At 44.1% G+C, this 20,141-nt stretch carries 15 protein-coding genes; 13 read left to right on the plus strand and 2 right to left on the minus strand.

The features are described from left to right. Positions 1-67: 67 nt before the first annotated feature. Positions 68-1,324 (plus strand): ATP-binding protein, encoded by a 1,257-nt coding sequence (locus K1I44_RS07895; protein ID WP_219985820.1) that lies wholly within the window; start codon positions 68-70, stop codon positions 1,322-1,324. Here the strand turns inward: K1I44_RS07895 and K1I44_RS07900 are convergent. Beyond that, positions 1,321-1,899: a TetR/AcrR family transcriptional regulator gene (locus K1I44_RS07900; protein WP_003396666.1), complete on the minus strand. Its 579-nt coding sequence runs from the start codon at positions 1,897-1,899 to the stop codon at positions 1,321-1,323. The genes K1I44_RS07895 and K1I44_RS07900 overlap by 4 nt on opposite strands. Positions 1,900-2,045: 146 nt before the next feature. On the opposite strand from K1I44_RS07900, the gene K1I44_RS07905 reads away from it, so the two are divergent. The 12 genes from K1I44_RS07905 to K1I44_RS07960 all read left to right on the plus strand — a co-directional run bounded on the left by K1I44_RS07905 (position 2,046) and on the right by K1I44_RS07960 (position 19,601). Next, the gene (locus K1I44_RS07905; protein WP_219985821.1) at positions 2,046-2,684 is read left to right on the plus strand and encodes a glycoside hydrolase domain-containing protein; all 639 of its coding nucleotides are present in this window, start codon (positions 2,046-2,048) and stop codon (positions 2,682-2,684) included. A 68-nt stretch (positions 2,685-2,752) separates the two neighbouring features. Beyond that, entirely contained in the window at positions 2,753-3,658 is a 906-nt protein-coding gene (locus K1I44_RS07910) for a chemotaxis protein (RefSeq protein WP_219985822.1), read from the plus strand. Positions 3,659-3,675: 17 nt separating this feature from the next. Beyond that, positions 3,676-5,286, plus strand: coding sequence for a diguanylate cyclase (locus K1I44_RS07915; RefSeq protein WP_219985823.1), 1,611 nt, complete (start codon positions 3,676-3,678; stop codon positions 5,284-5,286). A gap of 2 nt (positions 5,287-5,288) precedes the next feature. After that, positions 5,289-6,326: a HEAT repeat domain-containing protein gene (locus K1I44_RS07920; RefSeq protein WP_075039406.1), complete on the plus strand. Its 1,038-nt coding sequence runs from the start codon at positions 5,289-5,291 to the stop codon at positions 6,324-6,326. Continuing rightward, positions 6,319-7,704, plus strand: coding sequence for a glycosyltransferase family 2 protein (locus K1I44_RS07925; protein WP_219985824.1), 1,386 nt, complete (start codon positions 6,319-6,321; stop codon positions 7,702-7,704). Before K1I44_RS07920 ends, K1I44_RS07925 begins: the two co-directional genes overlap by 8 nt. After that, complete coding sequence (locus tag K1I44_RS07930; protein ID WP_219985825.1) at positions 7,701-10,907, plus strand: hypothetical protein; 3,207 nt, start codon at positions 7,701-7,703, stop codon at positions 10,905-10,907. Before K1I44_RS07925 ends, K1I44_RS07930 begins: the two co-directional genes overlap by 4 nt. After that, a complete protein-coding gene (locus tag K1I44_RS07935) occupies positions 10,907-11,281 on the plus strand; it encodes a response regulator transcription factor (RefSeq protein WP_003396658.1) in 375 nt (124 codons plus the stop codon). The genes K1I44_RS07930 and K1I44_RS07935 overlap by 1 nt, the downstream gene beginning before the upstream one ends. Beyond that, entirely contained in the window at positions 11,265-14,156 is a 2,892-nt protein-coding gene (locus K1I44_RS07940) for an ATP-binding protein (protein WP_219985826.1), read from the plus strand. The genes K1I44_RS07935 and K1I44_RS07940 overlap by 17 nt, the downstream gene beginning before the upstream one ends. An 81-nt stretch (positions 14,157-14,237) precedes the next feature. Further along, on the plus strand, positions 14,238-15,701 hold the full coding sequence (locus K1I44_RS07945) for a spore germination protein (RefSeq protein WP_219985827.1): 1,464 nt from the start codon (positions 14,238-14,240) through the stop codon (positions 15,699-15,701). Then, positions 15,698-16,798: a GerAB/ArcD/ProY family transporter gene (locus K1I44_RS07950; protein ID WP_219985828.1), complete on the plus strand. Its 1,101-nt coding sequence runs from the start codon at positions 15,698-15,700 to the stop codon at positions 16,796-16,798. Before K1I44_RS07945 ends, K1I44_RS07950 begins: the two co-directional genes overlap by 4 nt. Next, entirely contained in the window at positions 16,795-17,907 is a 1,113-nt protein-coding gene (locus K1I44_RS07955; RefSeq protein ID WP_219985829.1) for a Ger(x)C family spore germination protein, read from the plus strand. Before K1I44_RS07950 ends, K1I44_RS07955 begins: the two co-directional genes overlap by 4 nt. Positions 17,908-17,999: 92 nt before the next feature. Continuing rightward, positions 18,000-19,601, plus strand: coding sequence for a putative bifunctional diguanylate cyclase/phosphodiesterase (locus K1I44_RS07960; RefSeq protein ID WP_219985830.1), 1,602 nt, complete (start codon positions 18,000-18,002; stop codon positions 19,599-19,601). A gap of 56 nt (positions 19,602-19,657) precedes the next feature. Here K1I44_RS07960 and K1I44_RS07965 read toward each other — a convergent pair whose 3' ends face one another. Then, positions 19,658-20,098 (minus strand): YkyB family protein, encoded by a 441-nt coding sequence (locus tag K1I44_RS07965; RefSeq protein WP_003396650.1) that lies wholly within the window; start codon positions 20,096-20,098, stop codon positions 19,658-19,660. Between the last annotated feature and the right edge of the window lie 43 nt (positions 20,099-20,141).

A 20,141-nucleotide genomic window follows, 5' to 3' on the forward strand; every position in this document is an offset into this window, starting at 1 on the left:
AAATGGGCACATCGCCTCTCTTTCTTGTGCTACAATACATGTGGAACATAAGAGATGGAGGCATCGTATGTTTACTTCGGTCATTAAACCGCTCGTCGTCAATATTGCCATTTTATTTTCGCTTATTTTTAACGCCAATTTATTTTTTCCATTCCGAAGAAAAATGCACTTCACATGGAAGCAAAAAGTAGTGTACGGCATCGTTTCATCAGCGACTGCTCTTTTATGTATGATGTATCCGATTCAACCGCTAGCAGGAACGAACTTCGACTTTCGTATGCTCGTCATTTTAGTGACGACGTTATATATCGGTAAAACGGCAGGGCTGTTATGTACGGTGACGGTCGTCGTTGGCCGTTTGATTATTGGTGGACCGTTCGCTTATCCGGGCATAACAGTGTCCGTGTTTGCGTATATCGTTGGCGTGTTGTTTCGCTCATCGTTTTTTAACGTGAAAAGAAAAGTGTTATATGGGTTCATGATCGTGCTCGTTTACCTTATTTTATACATCGCAACGATTTTGTACGCTGTTCCTCCGCTTTCTTGGCGGTTTTATATCATTTATTTCTCTTGTTTCATTGCGATGTTTTTCGCTATCGTATATGTGATTGAGCGGCTCATTCAATTTAACGAACAGTTTGACGACATGATTTACATTGATAAGCTCGCGACCGTGAGCGAAATGGCCGCCTCGTTCGCCCACGAAATTCGCAACCCGCTCACAACTGTGCGCGGTTTTGTGCAATTTTTAAGCGAAGGGACGAAAGACGAACGTGTAAAAAAGTTTGCGCCGATTATTTTAGAAGAGTTAGACCGCACGAACGAAATTATTACCGAATATTTAACGTTAGCGAAACCGGCGCAATTTCAACTGCAAAAAATAAACGTCGATGATATTTTACATACGTCCGTTCATTTATTAAGTCCGCTCGGCGCGATGTCGAACGTGTCGTTTCAACTTTATACAGAAGGGAAAAGCGATGCGTACGGAGATTCCGATTATTTAAAACAAGCGTTACTAAACGTCATGAAAAACGGCATGGAAGCGATTGAATACGGCGGTGTCGTGACGATTCATAAAACGGTCGATGAAAAAGAAAAGGAAGTCGTGATTACCATTCGCGATACAGGAAAAGGAATGAGCGAAGAACAGCTAAAAAAAATTGGCTTGCCGTATTATACGACAAAATCGAAAGGAACGGGGCTTGGCAGCATGATTACAGCGCGGCTCATTCGCCAAATGGGTGGGACGATTACGTACGACAGTCAATTGCACGCCGGGACGACAGTAACCATTACATTGCCGTTGTATGAAGGGGATTAGTCCCCTTCTTTTTCTATGTAATGGGCAAACATGTTCCACGCATTCGTCATAAACGTAGCGAGCGGCTCAGTCACATATGAAAACATCCATAAATGTAGCGCACCGACGTACAATTGCATCGCGATATGTGCAAGCGTCGAAGCGGACTGTTTCGCCCGCACATGCCCGCACCGTTTTCCTTCCTCGAATAAGCGCGTCAACACGTCGTGCAACGGAGCGAGCCAACGCGCCTCTTTCGTTTTTCCGGTATGAATGTGGAGCACCGCTTTTGCTACTTCCCGTCCGAGCTGTTCGTGCATCGTCGCTAACTCATTAAATACGCGATCCATGTTTTTGCGCCAATCGTTGTCGTCGTTCATTATTTTTTCGCACATTCGCTCCATATGTGAAAAAAATACGCTTTGTAACACTTCTTCTTTCGTTCGAAAATAATTAAAAAACGTTCCTTTCGCTACCCCGGCTTCATTTGTAATTTGCAAGACGGTCGTCTGTTCATATCCTTGTTTTTGAAAAAGATGAAGTGCTGTTTGTTGCAACAATATTCTCGTTTGCTTTTTTTGTCTCTCTCTTTTCATGGAAAATCCCCCATTATCTCTATATATTTTTATTATAGTGATTTTTACCTAGGAATAAAGTAATATTTATATAGATTGAAAGTTTTGTTTAGACATGTATCATTCGCATATATATGGAAGGAAGTATAAAAAAGGAGGAATGATGCATGTGGGGTGTCGATTCAGCAGCGAAAGTGACGGAGACGTTATTTACATGCGTGCGGCAACAATACGGCTTTCCGCAATTTTGGGGAAGATATGTAACGACCGTTCCGAACGTATCAGACGGGTTGACGAAAGAAGAAATTGCCTTTATTCGTGAGCGAGGGGTAAAAATCGCTCCGATTTACAATGCATTTCGCGAGGCGACGCAATATGAAAAGGGAAAAATAGCGGCGCGAAACGCCATTTTCCATGCGCGTAGATTAGGTATTCCGAACAATACCGCTATCTTTGCTAATATTGAAGATGAATTTCGAGTCGATGAAGGATGGATTCGCGCATGGGTCGATACGTTTTATCCGAGCGGCTATCGTCCGGGGATTTATGCCAATCCAACGATTGGTGCGTTTAGTGAGGCTTATTGTGAAGCGATAAAAAACGATGAGCGCGTCGCCCAACAGACGATCATATGGAGCTCTTATCCTCGTCCAGGAACGACATCTGCGGCAAAAGCGCCAACATTTCGCCCGAACGTCCCGAGCTGCCGCGCAAACGTCTGGATATGGCAATACGGGCGCGATGCCGACCTTTGCCCGATCGACACGAACGTCGCGAATCGAAAAGTGAGTGAGTACTTATATTAAATTTTGTTCGTTGCACATAAGAAATATGATAAAATAGCAATAAATGATGTCGTAATGGGGGCTGTTTTATGGAAAATAAAAATGGGATTTTGTTAGAAAGTGGAACGAATGAACTAGAAATTGTCGAATTTTTAATTGGTGACAATCGTTTTGCGATTAACGTCATTAAAGTGAAAGAAATTATTCATCCGATCGCGCCGACGAAAGTGCCGCATGCGCACCCGTACATTGAAGGCATTATCGAATTGCGCGGGGAGGTGCTTCCGCTCATCGATTTAGCGAAAGCGCTCGGATTCGGACCATCGCAAAACCCAGCGCAAGATAAATATATTGTGGCACAGTTTAATCAACAAAAAGTTGTGTTTCACGTCCATAACGTCACACAAATTCACCGCATATCATGGAAGCAAATCGAAAAACCGTCGCAAATGTATCAAGGATTAGAAAGCCAAATTATCGGCGTTGTGAAATTAAACGGAAACATGATTTTATTGCTTGATTTTGAAAAAATCGTCGTAGACATTAATCCGCAATCAGGCATTCACGTCGACCGCGTGAAAAAACTAGGTCAACGCGACCGCTCGAATAAAAAGTTAATCGTCGCTGAAGATTCTCCGCTTTTGCGCAAACTGCTTCACGATACGCTTGCTGAAGCGGGCTATGTGTACGTTGAGTTTTTTGAAAATGGGGAAGATGCGCTTCACTATTTACAATCGATCGTTGAAAAAGGAAAGCCAGTTGAAAGCGAAGTGCAGCTCGTTATTACCGATATTGAGATGCCGCAAATGGACGGTCATCATTTAACGAAACGCATTCGCGAACATGACAAACTAAAACATTTACCTGTCGTCATTTTCTCTTCGCTCATTACAGATGACCTTCGTCATAAAGGAGAGCGTGTCGGTGCGACAGCGCAAGTGAGTAAACCAGAAATTGCGGAGCTCGTTCAAGTGATCGATCAATACATTTTATAAAACAGTAGGGGATTGTTATGGATCGTTACAACAAATATCGCCAACACTTTTTGAAAAATATTCGCAAACGGTTAGAAGAATGGGAAATGGTTGAAGAAATCGCCCATCAAGACGTCTATCGTCTTCTTCATTCCATTGCCGGTACAGCGGCGATGATCGGCATGAACGATATCGGCGACTATGCTCGGAAGCTGATGGAACAATGGGGTGAAGATGAACAAAAAAAATGGGGGGCAAAAGAAGTGAAAGAGCGGCTCGCCCCGCTTTTTCAACTTTGTTACGAACATCAAATTGGAGACGTGGCATCAAATGAACAAGGGGCGAAAAAAGGGGACGAACCGACCGTTTTACTCATTGATGATGACCCGTCGTTTTTAATGTATGTCAAAGAACAGCTCGAACAAAGCGGATGGTATGTCGTCGCCATCGCTGATCCGATCAAAGCGGTCGCTTCTTTTTATGACGTCCGCCCGGATTGCGTCGTCATCGACATTCATATGCAAACGAAAAACGGCTTTGAAGTATTAGCGTTTTTAAAAGAAAAACTAAAACAACAATTCGTGCCGATGATTATAGTGAGCGTTGATGATCGAAAAGAGACGCGCATGAAAAGTTACGAAATGGGCGCGGACGATTTTATTCCGAAGCCGCTTGCTATCGACGAATTTATCGTGCGCATTCGCCGTCAGCTCGAGCGGAAAAAGCTCATTGATGAACTGCTTTTATTAGATGAATTGACGCACGTCTATAATCGAAAATATTTAAAACAAGCGTACGAACAGTTAAAAAGCGACTGGCATCGCACGCATGAGCCGTTTTGTTTGGCGGTACTCGATATTGACTATTTTAAACGGGTTAACGACCAATACGGCCATTTAATTGGCGACGTTGTGCTCAAGCAATTCGCGCAGTTTTTACAAACGAACGTACGAGCGCGCGACATCGTGATTCGTTTTGGTGGAGAAGAATTTGTCGTGTTGCTTCCGGCGACAGAAGCAGGGGAAGCATTGCTTGTGTTCGAACGATTGCGCGAACAATTTGAACGCATGCCGTTTCAAAGCGGTGAAACGACGTTTTCATGCACGTTTTCGACAGGCATTGCTGAAGTGAACGACCCGTCTAAACCGATCGGATATTGGATCGAATTGGCAGACTCTGCGTTGTACGAGGCGAAAAATACAGGAAGAAACTGCGTCGTTTTAGCGAAACAACAAGAAACGTCGTATCGTCGCACGGTAAAAGTGGCAATTGTCGATGATGATGCGATCGTGCGTGCCATTGTAACAGATGTCGTACAAAAAATGTTCGCTAAAGAACGAGTGACGCTCGAGTTGCGTACGTTTAAAGATGGAGAGCAATTTATATCATCCGATTGGCATGAAGGAAAAGAGCCGTGTCTCGTCATTTTAGATGGCGTCATGCCGAAATTAGACGGGCTAGAAGTGCTCCAGCAATTGCGCAACAAAAAAGATGCGTCGCGCTACAAAATTATTATGTTAACCGCGCGAAAAAGCGAAAGCGATATTGCGCGCGCGCTTGAACTTGGAGCGGATGACTATATGACGAAACCGTTTAAACTGCTCGAGCTTGAAGCAAGAATACGTCATATGTTAAAAAGGATGAATTAACGATGTCGAATCCACTTATGTTATTTAGTTTGATCGTCGTGACATTATGGATCATTTTGCTAGCGATCTTCCTTTATTTAATTGTGCAAAAAAGAAAAGACGCGCGTTGGAAAAAAGAAGTAGAGACGTACAAACGATTGTACGAACCGATGTTACTTCGTTATGTAGCGTACGGAGATGAACAAGTGCCCGCTCCATCTTCGTCTGCGCAATATGTCGCGATGATCGAATTGCTCGACCATTTTATCCGCGTGCTCGCCAACGGTGTGAAGGCGCGCGTGACATCGTTAGCTGAAACGTATTTTGCCGACTATTTGCGCAAGCAATTGTATCATCGCCGGCTCGGCAGACGAATGAACGCCCTTTTTTACATTGAAGATTTTAGGCTTCGCTCCCTTTTGCCCGAATTAGAAAACATGTACGAACAAAAACGTGTAACGACGATGGAAAAGCGCCAACTATTGAACATGTTTGCGCTTTTTCAACATCCGCACGTATATGAATATATGAAAAACGTTGACGAGTCATTTACGCAATTTGATTATCGCCTCATTTTATCGCGCATGGACGACGATACGTTTGCGAAAATGGTCGATCATTTTTTCGATTGGCATGAAAAAATACAATATGCGATCGTTGACATGATTGGCATTATGCAAAAATTTCCGCACGTCTCATTTTTACGTACATTGCTTCGACATGAACAAAGCGAATATCGCGTTCGTGCATTAAAAGCGTTAGCACAAATGGCATATCCACTCGACGTTGAACAATTGCGCGTTCATTTCCAATCTCCTGTTTGGCAAGAGCGTTTAATGGCATTACGACTGTGCGCACGTACGCGCCGGCAAGAAATGGTCGATCATATTGTTTTGTTAATGAAAGATGCTGTATTTTCCGTTCGATCGCAAGCGGCAGAAGCGTTGTTGCGCATGCCGAACGGACTGGACATACTCGAACATATTGCGCAAACATCAGACGATCGCTATGCGCGCGATATGGCGCTTGAATGGTTAGAAAGAGGTCGAGAACATGATTGAAATGGCGGCGATGTTCGTCTTTTATTTTATGCTGGCGGTCATTTTGTTTTATACGTTTTTACTCGTTGTTTCGTTCGTTCAATTGCGCCGCATGTACGAATTGGACGAATGGGAACCGTATGAAGAAATGCTCGATGTCAGTTATACGAAACCGGTTTCTATTTTAGTGCCTGCCTACAATGAAGAAGTAGGCATTTTCGCAACAGTACGGTCGCTTTTGAGCATCGAGTATCCGCAATATGAAATTGTCGTCATTAACGACGGATCAACAGACGATACGCTTGAGCGATTGAAACGGGATTTTGACCTTGTTGAAATGAAGCGCGTCATTCGCCAACAGCTACCAACGGCACGTGTCCGAGCAGTATATCGCTCGCGAAAGTTTTCCCATTTATTCGTCATCGATAAAGAAAATGGTGGGAAGGCGGATGCGTTAAACGCAGGCATTAATTTTTCATCTTATCCGTACGTTTGCTCGATTGATGGCGATTCCGTTATTGAACGGCGCGCCTTTTTAAAAGTGATGAAGCCGATTATCGACTCAGATGAAGAAGTGATCGCATCAGGTGGAAGTGTGCGCATCGCCAACGGCTGCGACATTGAAAAAGGAGAAGTCGTGCGCATCGCGCTATCCCGTCAACCGCTCGTCGTCATGCAAGTCATTGAATATTTGCGCGCGTTTTTAATGGGGCGCATCGGACTAAGCCGCCACAATTTACTGCTTATCGTTTCAGGCGCATTTGGCGTGTTTTCGAAACAATGGGTCATTCGCGCCGGCGGATATGCACATACAGTTGGGGAAGATATGGAACTTGTCGTCCGTCTTCATCGACTAGTGAAAGAAACGAACGCGAATAAAAAAATTGTGTACGTACCCGATCCGGTTTGTTGGACGGAAGCACCAGAGTCGATGACAGATTTACGAAAACAGCGCCGCCGTTGGCATCGCGGGCTACTTGAAAGCCTTTGGCTTCATCGCCGCATGTGGTTTAACCCGCGCTACGGCTCGATCGGGCTTATTTCGATGCCTTATTTTTTACTCATTGAATTTTTCGGACCTGTCGTCGAGCTGATCGGATATGTACTCATCGTCATTTCACTCATGTTAGGCGACGTATATATCGAGTTTGCCATTTTGCTATTTCTCGTCTCCGTGTTGTACGGCTCGATTTTTTCAATGGCTGCTGTATTGTTAGAAGAATGGACGGTGCGGAAATTTTCGAGCGTTTCAGACGTCGTACGCCTCTTTTTTTACTCTTTTACAGAGACGTTATGGTATCGTCCGTTGACGGTATTATGGCGCTGTGAAGGCATTGTCGATGCGCTTTTAAAAAGAAAAGGTTGGGGAGAAATGAAAAGAAAAGGTGTGTCGAAATGATGAAACGACAACGATGGCTCATTGTATACGTACTATTTATGTTTCTCGCTATTTCTTCACCGTATTGGTTATGGAAGCTGAAGCCAGAAACAACGTTCGACGTGCTCATTATTAATAAAACCGTCCCCGATGAGACGTATCGCGAACATGCAGGGCTCGTTTGGCTATTAAATCAACAAAAATATGTGAAACAAAACGGATCGCGCTACGATGTAAAAACAGATTACGTCGGTTTTGTGCCGAAAACGAAACAGGAACGGCCATGGCCGACATCGCTACAATCGTACGACGTCATTTACGTGGCGGATACGTACGGCGTATACGAACATGATTTCACGGCCGAAAAAAAGAAAGGGAAACGCTCGGAAAAAGTGTACGGCGGTTTGACAGAGCAAGAAGTCAATCGCTTGCACGATGCGATGTTTGAAGGAAACAAAACGCTTATTGCCGAATTTAATTCGTTCGCAAGCCCAACGGAACGATCTGTTCGCGAAACGTTTTACTCCTTATTAAACGTTGAATGGACGGGCTGGATCGGCCGTTATTTCCCGAAGCTTGAAGATGACGAAGTGCCTGTTTGGGTAAAAGAAAACTACGAAAAGCAATACGATAAACGATATGCGTTTACTGGACCTGGCTACGTGCTCGTCGATGAATACGACCGGCTCATCATTTTACATGGAAAAGAAATTGGCAAACGAGGTGTGCTTTTTACTCCGACAAAAAAAGGGGAAAAAGAGCTTGGCGTGAGCGGTTCGATTCCGTATTCGTATTGGTTTGATATCGTCAAGCCGCTATATGATGACGAAGTGTTAGCGACGTATACACTTTCATTATCAAAAAGCGGAAAAGACAAATTACGAGCGATCGGTTTGCCGACGACGTTTCCAGCGATCGTTCATCATCGCAATGCGCGCTATGAGGCGTATTACTTTTGTGGCGATTATGCGGATCAACCGGATGTGCCGGGCATATATCAAACGGTCGGCATCGACGTATGGCGCAAATGGACAGTACGTCACGATCCGAACAGCACCGCATCGTTTTATTGGAAAGCGTACGTCCCGATGATGAAAATGATTTTTACACATGCACATGACAAAGAAAAGCGAACGGTTGAGCGGACGGTCGCCAAAACAGACGATGGCATTCAACTCGCTGGTCGGGTCGGAGAGCAATATGTACAAGTGTATAAAAACGGAAAATGGGAAAATGTGTTGTTAAAAGGAGTGAATATGGGGATCGCAAAGCCGGGTCATTTCCCGGGGGAAACAGCGATTACGAAAGAACAATATTTCCGATGGTTTAAACAAATTGGCGCGATGCATGCCAACGCCGTTCGTGTGTACACGATTCATCCACCGGCGTTTTACGAAGCGTTTTATGAATATAACGAAATGGCAGATCAGCCTTTATATTTATTTCACGGGGTGTGGGTAAATGAAGAAACGTTTTTACGTACAAACGATGCGTTTGCAAAAGAAAATACAGATGAGTTTGTCGCAGAAATAAAGCGAACGATCGATATCGTTCATGGGAAAGCAGCGATTGCTCCGCGCCCGGGGCATGCAAGCGGCATATATGCATACGACATTTCCTCGTATGTGCTCGGCTGGATTTTCGGTGTCGAGTGGGAGCCGACCGTCGTTCATGCGACGAATATGAAGCATGCCGGTTTACGTGATTACGAGGGGGAATATGTGTACACGAAAGGAGCGTCGCCGTTTGAAATTTGGCTGGCGCGCATGATGGATGAAGCGATTGCTTATGAAACGAAAACGTACGGCTGGCAACGGCCAGTCAGCTTTACGAACTGGGTGACAACCGATTTGTTAACTCATCCGAGCGAACCGTTAGAAAAAGAAGATTTCGTATCGGTCAATCCGAACGTCATATATGCGACAAAAGCGATGCATAGCGGCTTATTTGCTTCGTATCACATTTATCCGTATTATCCAGACTTTTTAAACTATGAGCCGAAATATGTCAATTATATCGATCATCGCGGTGAGAAAAACAACTATGCCGGCTATTTGCACGATATGAAACGAGCGCATCGTATGCCGATCGTCGTCGCCGAATTTGGCGTGCCATCGTCGCGCGGCATGACGCATCGCAACGTATACGGCATGAATCAAGGATTTCATTCCGAACAACAACAAGGGCTCATAAACAAAAAACTATTTGAAGACATCGTTCATGAACGCATGGCAGGGGGCTTTATTTTCACATGGCAAGACGAATGGTTTAAACGAACGTGGAACACGATGGACTACGACAATCCTGATCGGCGTCCGTTTTGGTCCAATGCCCAAACGAACGAGCAACAATTCGGCTTGCTTAGCTTTGATCCGACCGAAAATGAAACGACGATGATAAAAGTAGATGGAAGAAAGGAAGATTGGGAGTTTCTCCGCATCCGTCCTGCGTTTCAACAACATGGCCGCGCGCTCTATATGACAAGCGACGAGCGGTACGTCTACATTCGTTACGACACAACCGTTAAGCAAAACAAAGACGTTTATATATTGTTTGACACGATCCGAGATCAAGGACAATCGACCATTCTCGATGTGCCGAACGTGCGAACAGAAGGCGTCGATTTCGCCCTTCATTTGCGCGGTGAAAAAGAAGGACGACTATGGATTGATAGTTATTACGATTCATTTTATTATCATTATGGACATATGTTGCAAATGATTGATCGCCTCCCATATGCGAACAAAAAAAATAACGGCGTATATCATCCGATTCGTTTGACGCTCAATAAAAAGTTACAAATTAAAGGAAAAACGTATCCGTTTGACTTTTACGAAACGGGCATTATGACGTTTGGCACAGCGAACCCGAACGATGAAGCGTACAATTCGTTAACGGACGTGAGCGTCAGCAAACAAAAAGATGGATATGAAATTCGCATCCCGTGGGCGCTCTTAAATGTGAAAGACCCGAGCATGCATGAAGTGATGGGAGATATGTGGAAAGAAGGACTGGCGAGCAGTCGAACGATTGCCGGCATGCGCGTCGGCGTATATGAAGATGAATTTTCGTATCCAGCAAAAGAAGGACATATGCTAGATGCGAAAAAGTTTTACACGTACACGTGGGACGCGTGGGAGGAGCCGACATATCATGAGCGGCTTAAGCGATCGTACACGATTGTGAAAGAGACATATAAACGAATAGAAGGGGAGAAACGATAATGGCGAAAATTTTATTAGCAGAAGATGAAGAAGTGTTGCGCATGCTTGTCGTCGATACGCTCGAAGATGAAGGGCATGATATTGATGAAGCGTGCGATGGTGAAGAAGCAATTGAAATGATTAAACAAAACGATTACGACTTAATTTTGCTCGATTATATGATGCCAATATATACCGGCTTAGAAGTTATTCAACATGTGCGCAATATGCCCGATAAAAAACATGTAAAGATTATGATGTTATCGGCAAAAAGTCAACAAGCGGACAAAGAGCGCGTGCTGGCGGCCGGCGCTGACTACTTTATGGCAAAGCCGTACAGCCCGCTTGAATTAGTCGAACGAATTGAGGCGATTTTACATGGAGAAGATGCGTAACTATTTTCGGCAAAGTTTAGCAAGACAGTTTGTTTTACTAGTTTCATCATTTTTAGTCGTCTTTATTGTCGGAGCGACTGCCCTTTCGACGTATCAATCCTCGTTAGTGGCGTCGTTTGAACAAAAAAAGAACGAAATCGAAAAGAAAATGAAATACGCACAAGAAATTGAACGGGCGTTCAACCAAGCGTTTTCCGATGCGCGCGGCTATTTAGCATTCAGCCGAAAAGAGTTTAAGTTAAGCATTTTTCGCGAACAAGAAAACGCTCAAACTGCGCTCGATCTGTTAGAAAGTGCAGCAACAACGAAAGAAGATACGCAATTTATCGTGAAGGCGCGCCAATTTGCGCAATATTATTTCGGACGTCTCGTTCCTGAAGCGATTGAAGCGTTTGAAAACGGCAATATACAAAAAGTATTAAGCTTATCAGAAAATGGTGGCACCGCGTCGATTCAACAATTTCAATTTCAAATGAGAGCGTATAAGCAAAGCTTAAACGATCAGTTAGATAGCGCTTTTCGGCAGTTAAGTAGCGAGCAGCAAACGGCCCAAACGGCGTTTATCGTATTCGTCTTTTTCATGTTATTTTTGCTCATCATTATCGCGCGCATCATGACGAAAAAAATCGGGACGCCGCTTCGTGCTCTCGCCAACATGGCAGAAAAAATCGCAAAAGATGAGCAAGTGCATAACGACGACGTCGTCCATACCGCTCGCGAAGATGAAATTGGGAAGCTCGCTCAAGCGTTTCGGAAAATGTTAGCGAGCATTCAAGATAAAGAGGAAACGTTAATGGCGCATAACGAAGAATTGCTTGCCCAACAAGATGAGCTAGAGCTGCAACAAACAGAACTCGAACAAGCGCTTGAAGCGATGCAAGCGCGCGAACGGGAATTAAAGCGGTATAACGACTTTATTCAAAGCTTATCGAATTCGCTCGATCGGCAAGACGTATTACAAAGCATCGTTTTTCATATGGCGCGCATCATGGAAGCTGACCGCGGCATGATCGTGTTAATGAACGATGAAAAAACGTATGCGTCGTTCGGTTTGTCGCCATACGGGGTTGAACAATTTTTAACGTACGTATACAACGGATTGCATCAACGATTGTTTGAACAAAAAAAGCCGTTCGTGTTAAAACGCGAAGTCGCAGCGTCGGAAAAAGGATATCATGAAGAGACGATGTACGTGCACGACATTTTTTTACCTGTTCTTTCGAATACAGACGATGTGCAAGCTATTTTAGTGTTCAGCCGCTTTGGCGGGCCGTTTTCAGATGAAGAAGTGCAAGAATATGTCGGCTTAACGAGACAAATATCGATTTCTTTACAAAAAACAGAGCTATACGAACAGACGGAGCAAGCGCGTGAGATGGTACAACATATTTTAAATACGGTGCAAGAAGGCATTCACCTCGTTGACCGCGACGGCCATAGCGTCATCGTCAATAAACAAATGGCCGACTTGTTTCAAAAAGAAACGATCGCTGAACTGGAAGGGGCAAGCTACGAACAATGGGCGCGCGGCTTAGTTGAACAGTCTGATGCAGGAGAAAAGTTATGTGACTATTTGCGAGCCATTATTTTTAACGGCGATGAAGAACATGAACCGTTTGTGTACCATTTGCCACAAAAGCGGAAAGTGATGCAAGTATATGCGAAACCGTTATATCGCCATGGGGAACGACAAGGGACGGTATTTGTCCACCGCGACATTACGAAACAGTTTGAAGTCGATCAAATGAAGTCCGAATTTGTCAGCACCGTCAGCCACGAATTGCGCACGCCGCTATCGAGCGTGCTCGGCTTTACGGAACTGATGTTAACGAAGGAATTGAAGCCAGAGCGACAAAAGAAATATTTAACGACCATTTATCAAGAAGCAAAACGGTTAACGGCGCTCATTAACGACTTTTTAGATGTGCAGCGCATGGAGTCAGGAAAGCAAACGTACGATAAAAAATACGAAGATATCGTCTCCATTATTGAACATGTCGTTGATACACAAAAAGTGAATACGACCGTTCATACGTTTCACATTCAAAAAGAGACGGACAAAACGATCGTGCTCGGCGACCGCGATAAATTGGCGCAAGTGTTTACGAATTTAATTAGCAACGCCATCAAATATTCCCCAGATGGCGGCAACGTGACTGTGCGCATATATGAACAAAACAATCGCCTATGCATCGACGTAAAAGATGAAGGATTAGGCATTCCAGAAGAAGCGTTGCCGAACATATTTACAAAATTTTATCGCGTCGATAATTCCGACCGCCGCCGCATCGGTGGAACAGGGCTTGGGCTTGCGATCGTGAAAGAAATTGTGAAAGCGCACGAAGGGGAAGTGAGCGTCACATCAGAGCTGAAAAAAGGAAGCACGTTTACCGTCTCTCTTCCGCTCGTCGCTTTGGCGCCTGGTGAGGAAGATGAGCGCGACAACGATGACAAACAAGCGCATGCGCATGTCGTGATTGTTGAAGATGATGAAAATTTAGCGGCGCTATTAGAAGCGGAATTAAAAGATAGCGGATTTCGCGTCAAACATGTGAAAGAGGGAAAAGAAGCGATCGAGCTCATTCAAAAAGAAAAGCCGGATGCGGTCGTGCTAGATATTATGTTAGAGGAGCATAACGCGTCCGGATGGGATGTGTTAAAACAACTAAAAGAAAATGACGAGCTTGCGCACATCCCAATCATTATTTCTTCCGCATTAGAAGAGCGGGAGAAAGGATTGGCGCTCGGGGCGAATAGTTATTTTGTAAAGCCATATCAACCGAGCCAACTATCGAAAACGATTTTACAAATGTTATTAAATAAAGAGCGGCAAGGAGAAATTTTTATTCCGCTCTCTCAAGAGGAAGCCAAATAAGGTTTCCTCTTTTTTTGCATAAAAAACGCGATGTATTGCAAACTAGGAAAAAACGAAGCGGAAGAAAAAGGGGGCAAGACGATGTGGTTTTTGAAAAAAAATCGAGTTAATGAGGTTGCCAAACAGCTTGCCCACTCGCCAGATTTGATGTGCCGGCGCGTCCAATGCAAAGGAAAAACGGTTGACGTCTTATTTTTAAGCAATTTAATTAATCATGACCACTTGCAACAAAACGTGTTGGCATTTATTCATGACCAAGAAGACGTATCGTTAAAACAGCTCGCTCGCTGTTTGCCAATCGGTGCGGTGCGCGTATGTGAAACAGAAAAAGAGATGGCGTCTTACATACGCGACGGTTGGGCATGTATATATATCGAAGGAGAAGCGCGCGGACTTGCCGTTAACATCGCTGAAAAAGTAGAACGTTCGCTTGAAAAGGCAGAAACGGAATCGCTCGTCCTCGGGCCGAAAATGTCGTTTACGGAGTCGATTGATACAAACATTCGCATTTTGCGCCAAAATGTGACCGATGCGAAATTAGTGACGGAAAAAATGACGATCGGGATGCGCAACTCGCTTGAAGTGCGCGTCGTGTACATCGAAGATATTGCCGATGAAGAAAACGTTCAAACGGTAAAGCAACGGCTGTCTGAGCTTCACATTGACGAAGTGATCGACAGTTCCGTATTAGCTCAACTATTGGACGATCACGCATACACGATTTTTCCGCAATATTTATTAACGGAGCTTCCTGACCGACTAGCGTACAGTTTAATGAAAGGACGCATCGGCATTTTCGTTGACCGAAGTCCGACCGTCATTATTTGTCCGACGACGTTTTTTAGCTTTTTTGAAACGACAGAAGATATTTATTTACGTTGGACGATGAGCACTGTATTGCGCGCGATTCGCATGCTCGGCATTTTTGCTTCCATTTTTTTATCGCCGCTTTATGTTGCTGTCATTACGTATCATTACGAAGTCATTCCGTCCGCTTTGCTTTTGACGATTGGCGAATCGCGTTCGCGCGTCCCATTTCCTCCCGTCATTGAAGCGTTGTTTCTTGAATTTATGATTGAGCTGTTGCGCGAAGCAGGAGCGCGCTTGCCGACAAAAGTCGGCCAAACGATGGGTATCGTCGGCGGTATCGTCCTTGGACAAGCGGCAGTCGATGCGGGATTTACGAGCAACGTGCTCATTATTATTGTTGCGTTAAGTGCGCTCGGCTCATTTACGGCGCCGAGTTATGAGATGGGCGCAACGATCCGTATTTTACGCTTTCCGATTATTTTATTAGCGGCGCTTTGGGGACTTGTCGGTATATTGATCGGCGTCAGCCTGTTGCTTATTCATTTATTAAAACTCACATCGCTTGGGCGCCCGTACGTATCGCCCATTTATCCGTTTCGTTTCGCCGATATGAAATATGCGCTCATTCGTTTGCCACAAAAGTTTTATAGCGAGCGTCCGAAAACGAATCGTCCGCAAAACGCCCGTCGCTTTTCATGGCGTGAAGCGATGAAACGAAAGGATTTGGATGAATGATGAAAACGCCAAACGAACGGCTGTCGATTAACGCTTACCTCGTGTTTTTTCTCATCCATACTGCACAAATCGGTCTTGGCATCGTCGGCGTGCAGCGCGTCATTTTTGTTGAAGCGCGCCAAGATGCATGGATTGCTGTTTTGCTGAGCGGATTATGGATTCATCTCGTCGTTTTCGTCATATATAAAACGTTAACATCAACGGAACATGACAACATTTTTTCGCTTCATACGTTCGTGTATGGGCGCGTGTTCGGCTGGATCGCCAACGCGCTCGTTGTTGCCTACTTTTTAATGGCGTATACGTCCATTTTGCTTGGTTACGTTGAAATGGCATTAACGTGGATGTATCCCGATTTTCCGCTTTGGGGTGGATTGCTTATTTTAGTTATTTTAACGGTATACGCCCTATATGGTGGGGGATTTCGGCTCGTTGCGGGCGTTAGTTTTTTAACGTTTTTTATGACCATTTGGATTGTCATCGTCGTCTTTCAGCCGCTTAAATATGCGGAATGGATTCATTTACAGCCTGTTTTTGAAGCGACGCCGACACAAATGGCAAAAGGGGTGTTAAAAACGGCGTATACGATGCTCGGATTTGAAGTGTTGTACGTCATTTATCCGTTTGTGAAAGAAAAAGGGCGCGTTCATCGTTATGCTCAACTTGGCGTCATGTTGACGACGTTTCTCGTAGCGGTAGTGACAATCATTGCGATCGCTTTTTTTAGCCCGAAGCAGCTCGATGTGACCATTTGGGCGTCGTTGTCGATGTTTACGATCGTCAAATTTCCGTTTATTGAACGGTTTGAATACATCGTTATTCCGCTTTGGCTGCTCGTCATTTTGCCTAACTTGCTTATGTTTATGTGGGCGATGACGCGCGGTGGAAAAGCGCTTTTTCATATAAAGCAAAAATATATGTTATTCGTGTTCGGTTTCCTTTCATTTCTCGTTGCGATATTATTTCAACAGCGCGCTACCATTAACGAATTTATTGATCAAGTCGGGTGGTACGGATTTTGGCTTAGTTTTGTTTATCCGTTTATATTGTACGTATTTGTGCGCATAAAAACATGGACAAAGGGGAGCGCGAGATGAAGTGGCTGATCGTTTGTATGATGTTATTAAGCGGATGTGTGCAACCACGCGTCCTTGAAAGACAAGGAATCATTACGGCTACTGGATTTGATAAAAAAGGGAAGTTATATGAAGGGGCGTCCGTGATGCTTTCGTTTCAAACGAGCGGGTCGTCTATGTCTGAAGTGATTGAAGCAGCAAATAAAACGAGCAAAGGACTTCGCCAAGATTTAGAAGCGCAAACGAGCCACGATTTAGGATCAGGGCAAATTCGTGTGATCGTATACGGAAAAGAGCTCGCCGAAAAAGAAGGGATTTTTACGTTAACCGATACGCTGCAGCGTGATGCAAATATCGGTTCGCTCGTTTATTTAGCCGTCGGGGAGCCGAGCGCAAAACAAATCGTGAAAAGTAAAAAGCATGAAGATACTCCAGACATCGGGACGTATTTATATCGGTTAATTGAAAAAAACTTGCGCAGCGAATCGCTTTTAGCTGCAACGTTACATGAGTTTATTCATAGTTATTACGATGTCGGAAAAGACCCGATTTTACCTTGTTTATCGTTGCGTGACGATAAACCGATTATTGAAAAAGTGGCGCTATTTCGCGGCGACAAATTTGTCGGGACGGTACGGCTTGATGAAAGTTTTTATATTAAAATATTAGCATCACAGTATAACGCAGGGTTGAAAAATATTACAGTGTCGCGCGATGATGTCGCTCCGTTATTAATAAATAAAAAGACAAAAAAAGTCAATATCGTTATCAATGAGATAAAAACAAAACGAAAAATCAAACTTATTAGCCGAGAGCCAGCTCCGCATTTTCGCGTCACCGTCAAGCTGCAAGCAGAAATTTTAGAGATGTCCGAAAAAATGAAGCCGATTATGCAAGCGAATGTCCACATTCTTGAGCGGGCGATTGAAAAACAAATGAAAAAAGAAATAGAGCACTTACTAAATAAGCTAAAAGCATACAACACCGATCCGATCGGCTTCGGACAAATATACGACCACTCGGTGCGCGCATTGCAGTTGACGGATAAACAATGGCAAAAATTATATGACAACGCAAAAATAGATGTCGATATGCACGTGTCGATTTTACGTACAGGAACAATTGACTAATTTCCGTTTCTTTATGAAAAATTATTTTCAATCATCATGCCATATGGTTTAATAAAAGAAGGAGGAAGAAAACAAAAAGCGAGGATTACAACATGAACGAACAGCAGTATATGTCCCAACACCCTCCATTGATAAAATGGGAGACCGTTGGGCAACATCTTCATCAATACGCTCTTTTCTTTATTACCGATCGGGACGGAACGATTGTTTACATGGACGATTCATTGTTACGACAACTATCGGGTCGTTACTATGACGTTCATCAGTTCGTTGAGCGTACCGACGACATCGTCTCTTCATTGCGCGATGCGAACGTATGGCGCGGAAAAACAGTCGTTGACGATCGTCCTGCGTATGTGCACGTTCATTTGTTTCAATCGCATATCGTTTGGACCGGTTTCTTTTTGTTAGCGACGGACGACTATAACGATTCGTTGACAGGAGCATTGTCGTACGAATCGTTTCAACATATGCTTCGGGAGCGAATGAACGAGCGTGAGCCTTTCGCATTATTGTCACTCAATTTAGATCGTTTTAAATTTATTAACGATTTAATTGGCTATGAGTGCGGAAATGAATTGTTAAAACAAGTGGTAGAGCGGCTGCAACGGCATCAACATCTCGTCATTTCGCGGCAAGATCGCGACCAATTTTTTCTCGCTTTTTATACGGCGAAACGGCATGACATACGCCGTGCGATAGACGACGTCATTCAGTCCTTCTCTACACCCTTTTACTTAGCTGAACATGAATTAACGGTGACACCAAGCATTGGTGTAAGCGTATTTCCAGATGATGCAACCGACTGGCCGACGCTCGTTTCACTCGCCGATTTAGCGTTAGAAACGGCGAAGGAAAACGGTGGAAATACATATTGTTTTTATACGAACGAGCTAAAAAAGACGAACGAAGAAAAATTGTACATTCAACATAGCATTCGAAAAGCGTTGAAAAACGATGAATTTACGATCCACTATCAGCCGATTATAGACATTGCTTCCGGGCAAATTGTCGCTGTCGAAGCGTTGTTGCGCTGGTTTCATCCGAAGCGCGGCTGGATTTCACCGGCGACGTTTATTCCGATTGCAGAAGAAACGAACCTCATTCAGCCGATTGGCGATTGGGTGTTGCGGCAAGTGTGTGAACAAAGCAAAATATGGAGAGAAAAAGGGATGCCGCACGTACAAATGGGTGTGAACATTTCGATTAAACAATTTTTGCAGGCCGATTTCGTCAAGCATATCGAACACGTGTTGCGAATGTACGAGTTAGATCCGTTTTGTTTAAAGTTAGAAATTACTGAAAGTATGGCGATGCATCATATGGATGACGTGCTTGCGCAGCTGCAATCGCTCAAACATTTAGGGCTTCAGCTCGCCGTCGACGATTTTGGGACAGGCTATTCATCGTTGAACTATTTAAAAAGGTTGCCGGTTGATATCATTAAAATTGATCGTTCATTTATACAAGATATGGTCAAACATTCGTACGATTTGTCGATTGTGCGCGCCGTCATTCAAGTGGCGCATAGTTTGCAAATGAAAGTTGTTGCGGAAGGGGTCGAAACGGAACAACAGCTTGCAATTTTACAGCAAGAAGGCTGTGACCGCGCCCAAGGCTACTACTTCAGCAAGCCGCTTTCCGCTGAACAATTTGAACAATTAGTCCAACGTGAGAAAGGGCGATCTCATTAAGAGGCCGCCCTTTTGTGTAATATAATAAAGTAAGAAAGAATGGGATGAGCTTGTCCTTAGCGAAATGTTTTCCCGAACCGGTGAGTACGAAACGGGTCGTAACGTTTCGGCTTCGGTTGTACATCTTCCGGCGAAATGCCCGTATATGCTTGCAGTAGTCGTTTTGCTTGAGACAACGGCATTTTTGCAACAGGGTTACGATAAGAGTCGTCCAACGCACCGAGATGAGGCAACTGCTTGAAGTCTTCTTTTGTTGGAGGTATATGGAAGTAATACGCGCCGATCGCCACAAGCACATCTGATTTTTGCTGGCTGTACTTCGGGTTTCGGGAAAAATGAAGCCCAACTTTTTTCGCCTTTCCTTCTGCAAGCATTTTTTCAATCGTTTTTTTCTTAAGCAAATACAAGTACGAAGGATTTAAAGCGGCTTTCGCATGGCGGTTGACGGTAAATAGCGCAACCGATAAATTTTCAACGGTGCATTCAACAGTTTCCATTCGCATTTCACTCCTTTTTTTATTTTGGTACACTTTTATTATA

The organism is Anoxybacillus sp. ST4 (assembly GCF_019448545.1).
In the GTDB taxonomy this organism is placed as follows: domain Bacteria; phylum Bacillota; class Bacilli; order Bacillales; family Anoxybacillaceae; genus Anoxybacillus; species Anoxybacillus pushchinoensis.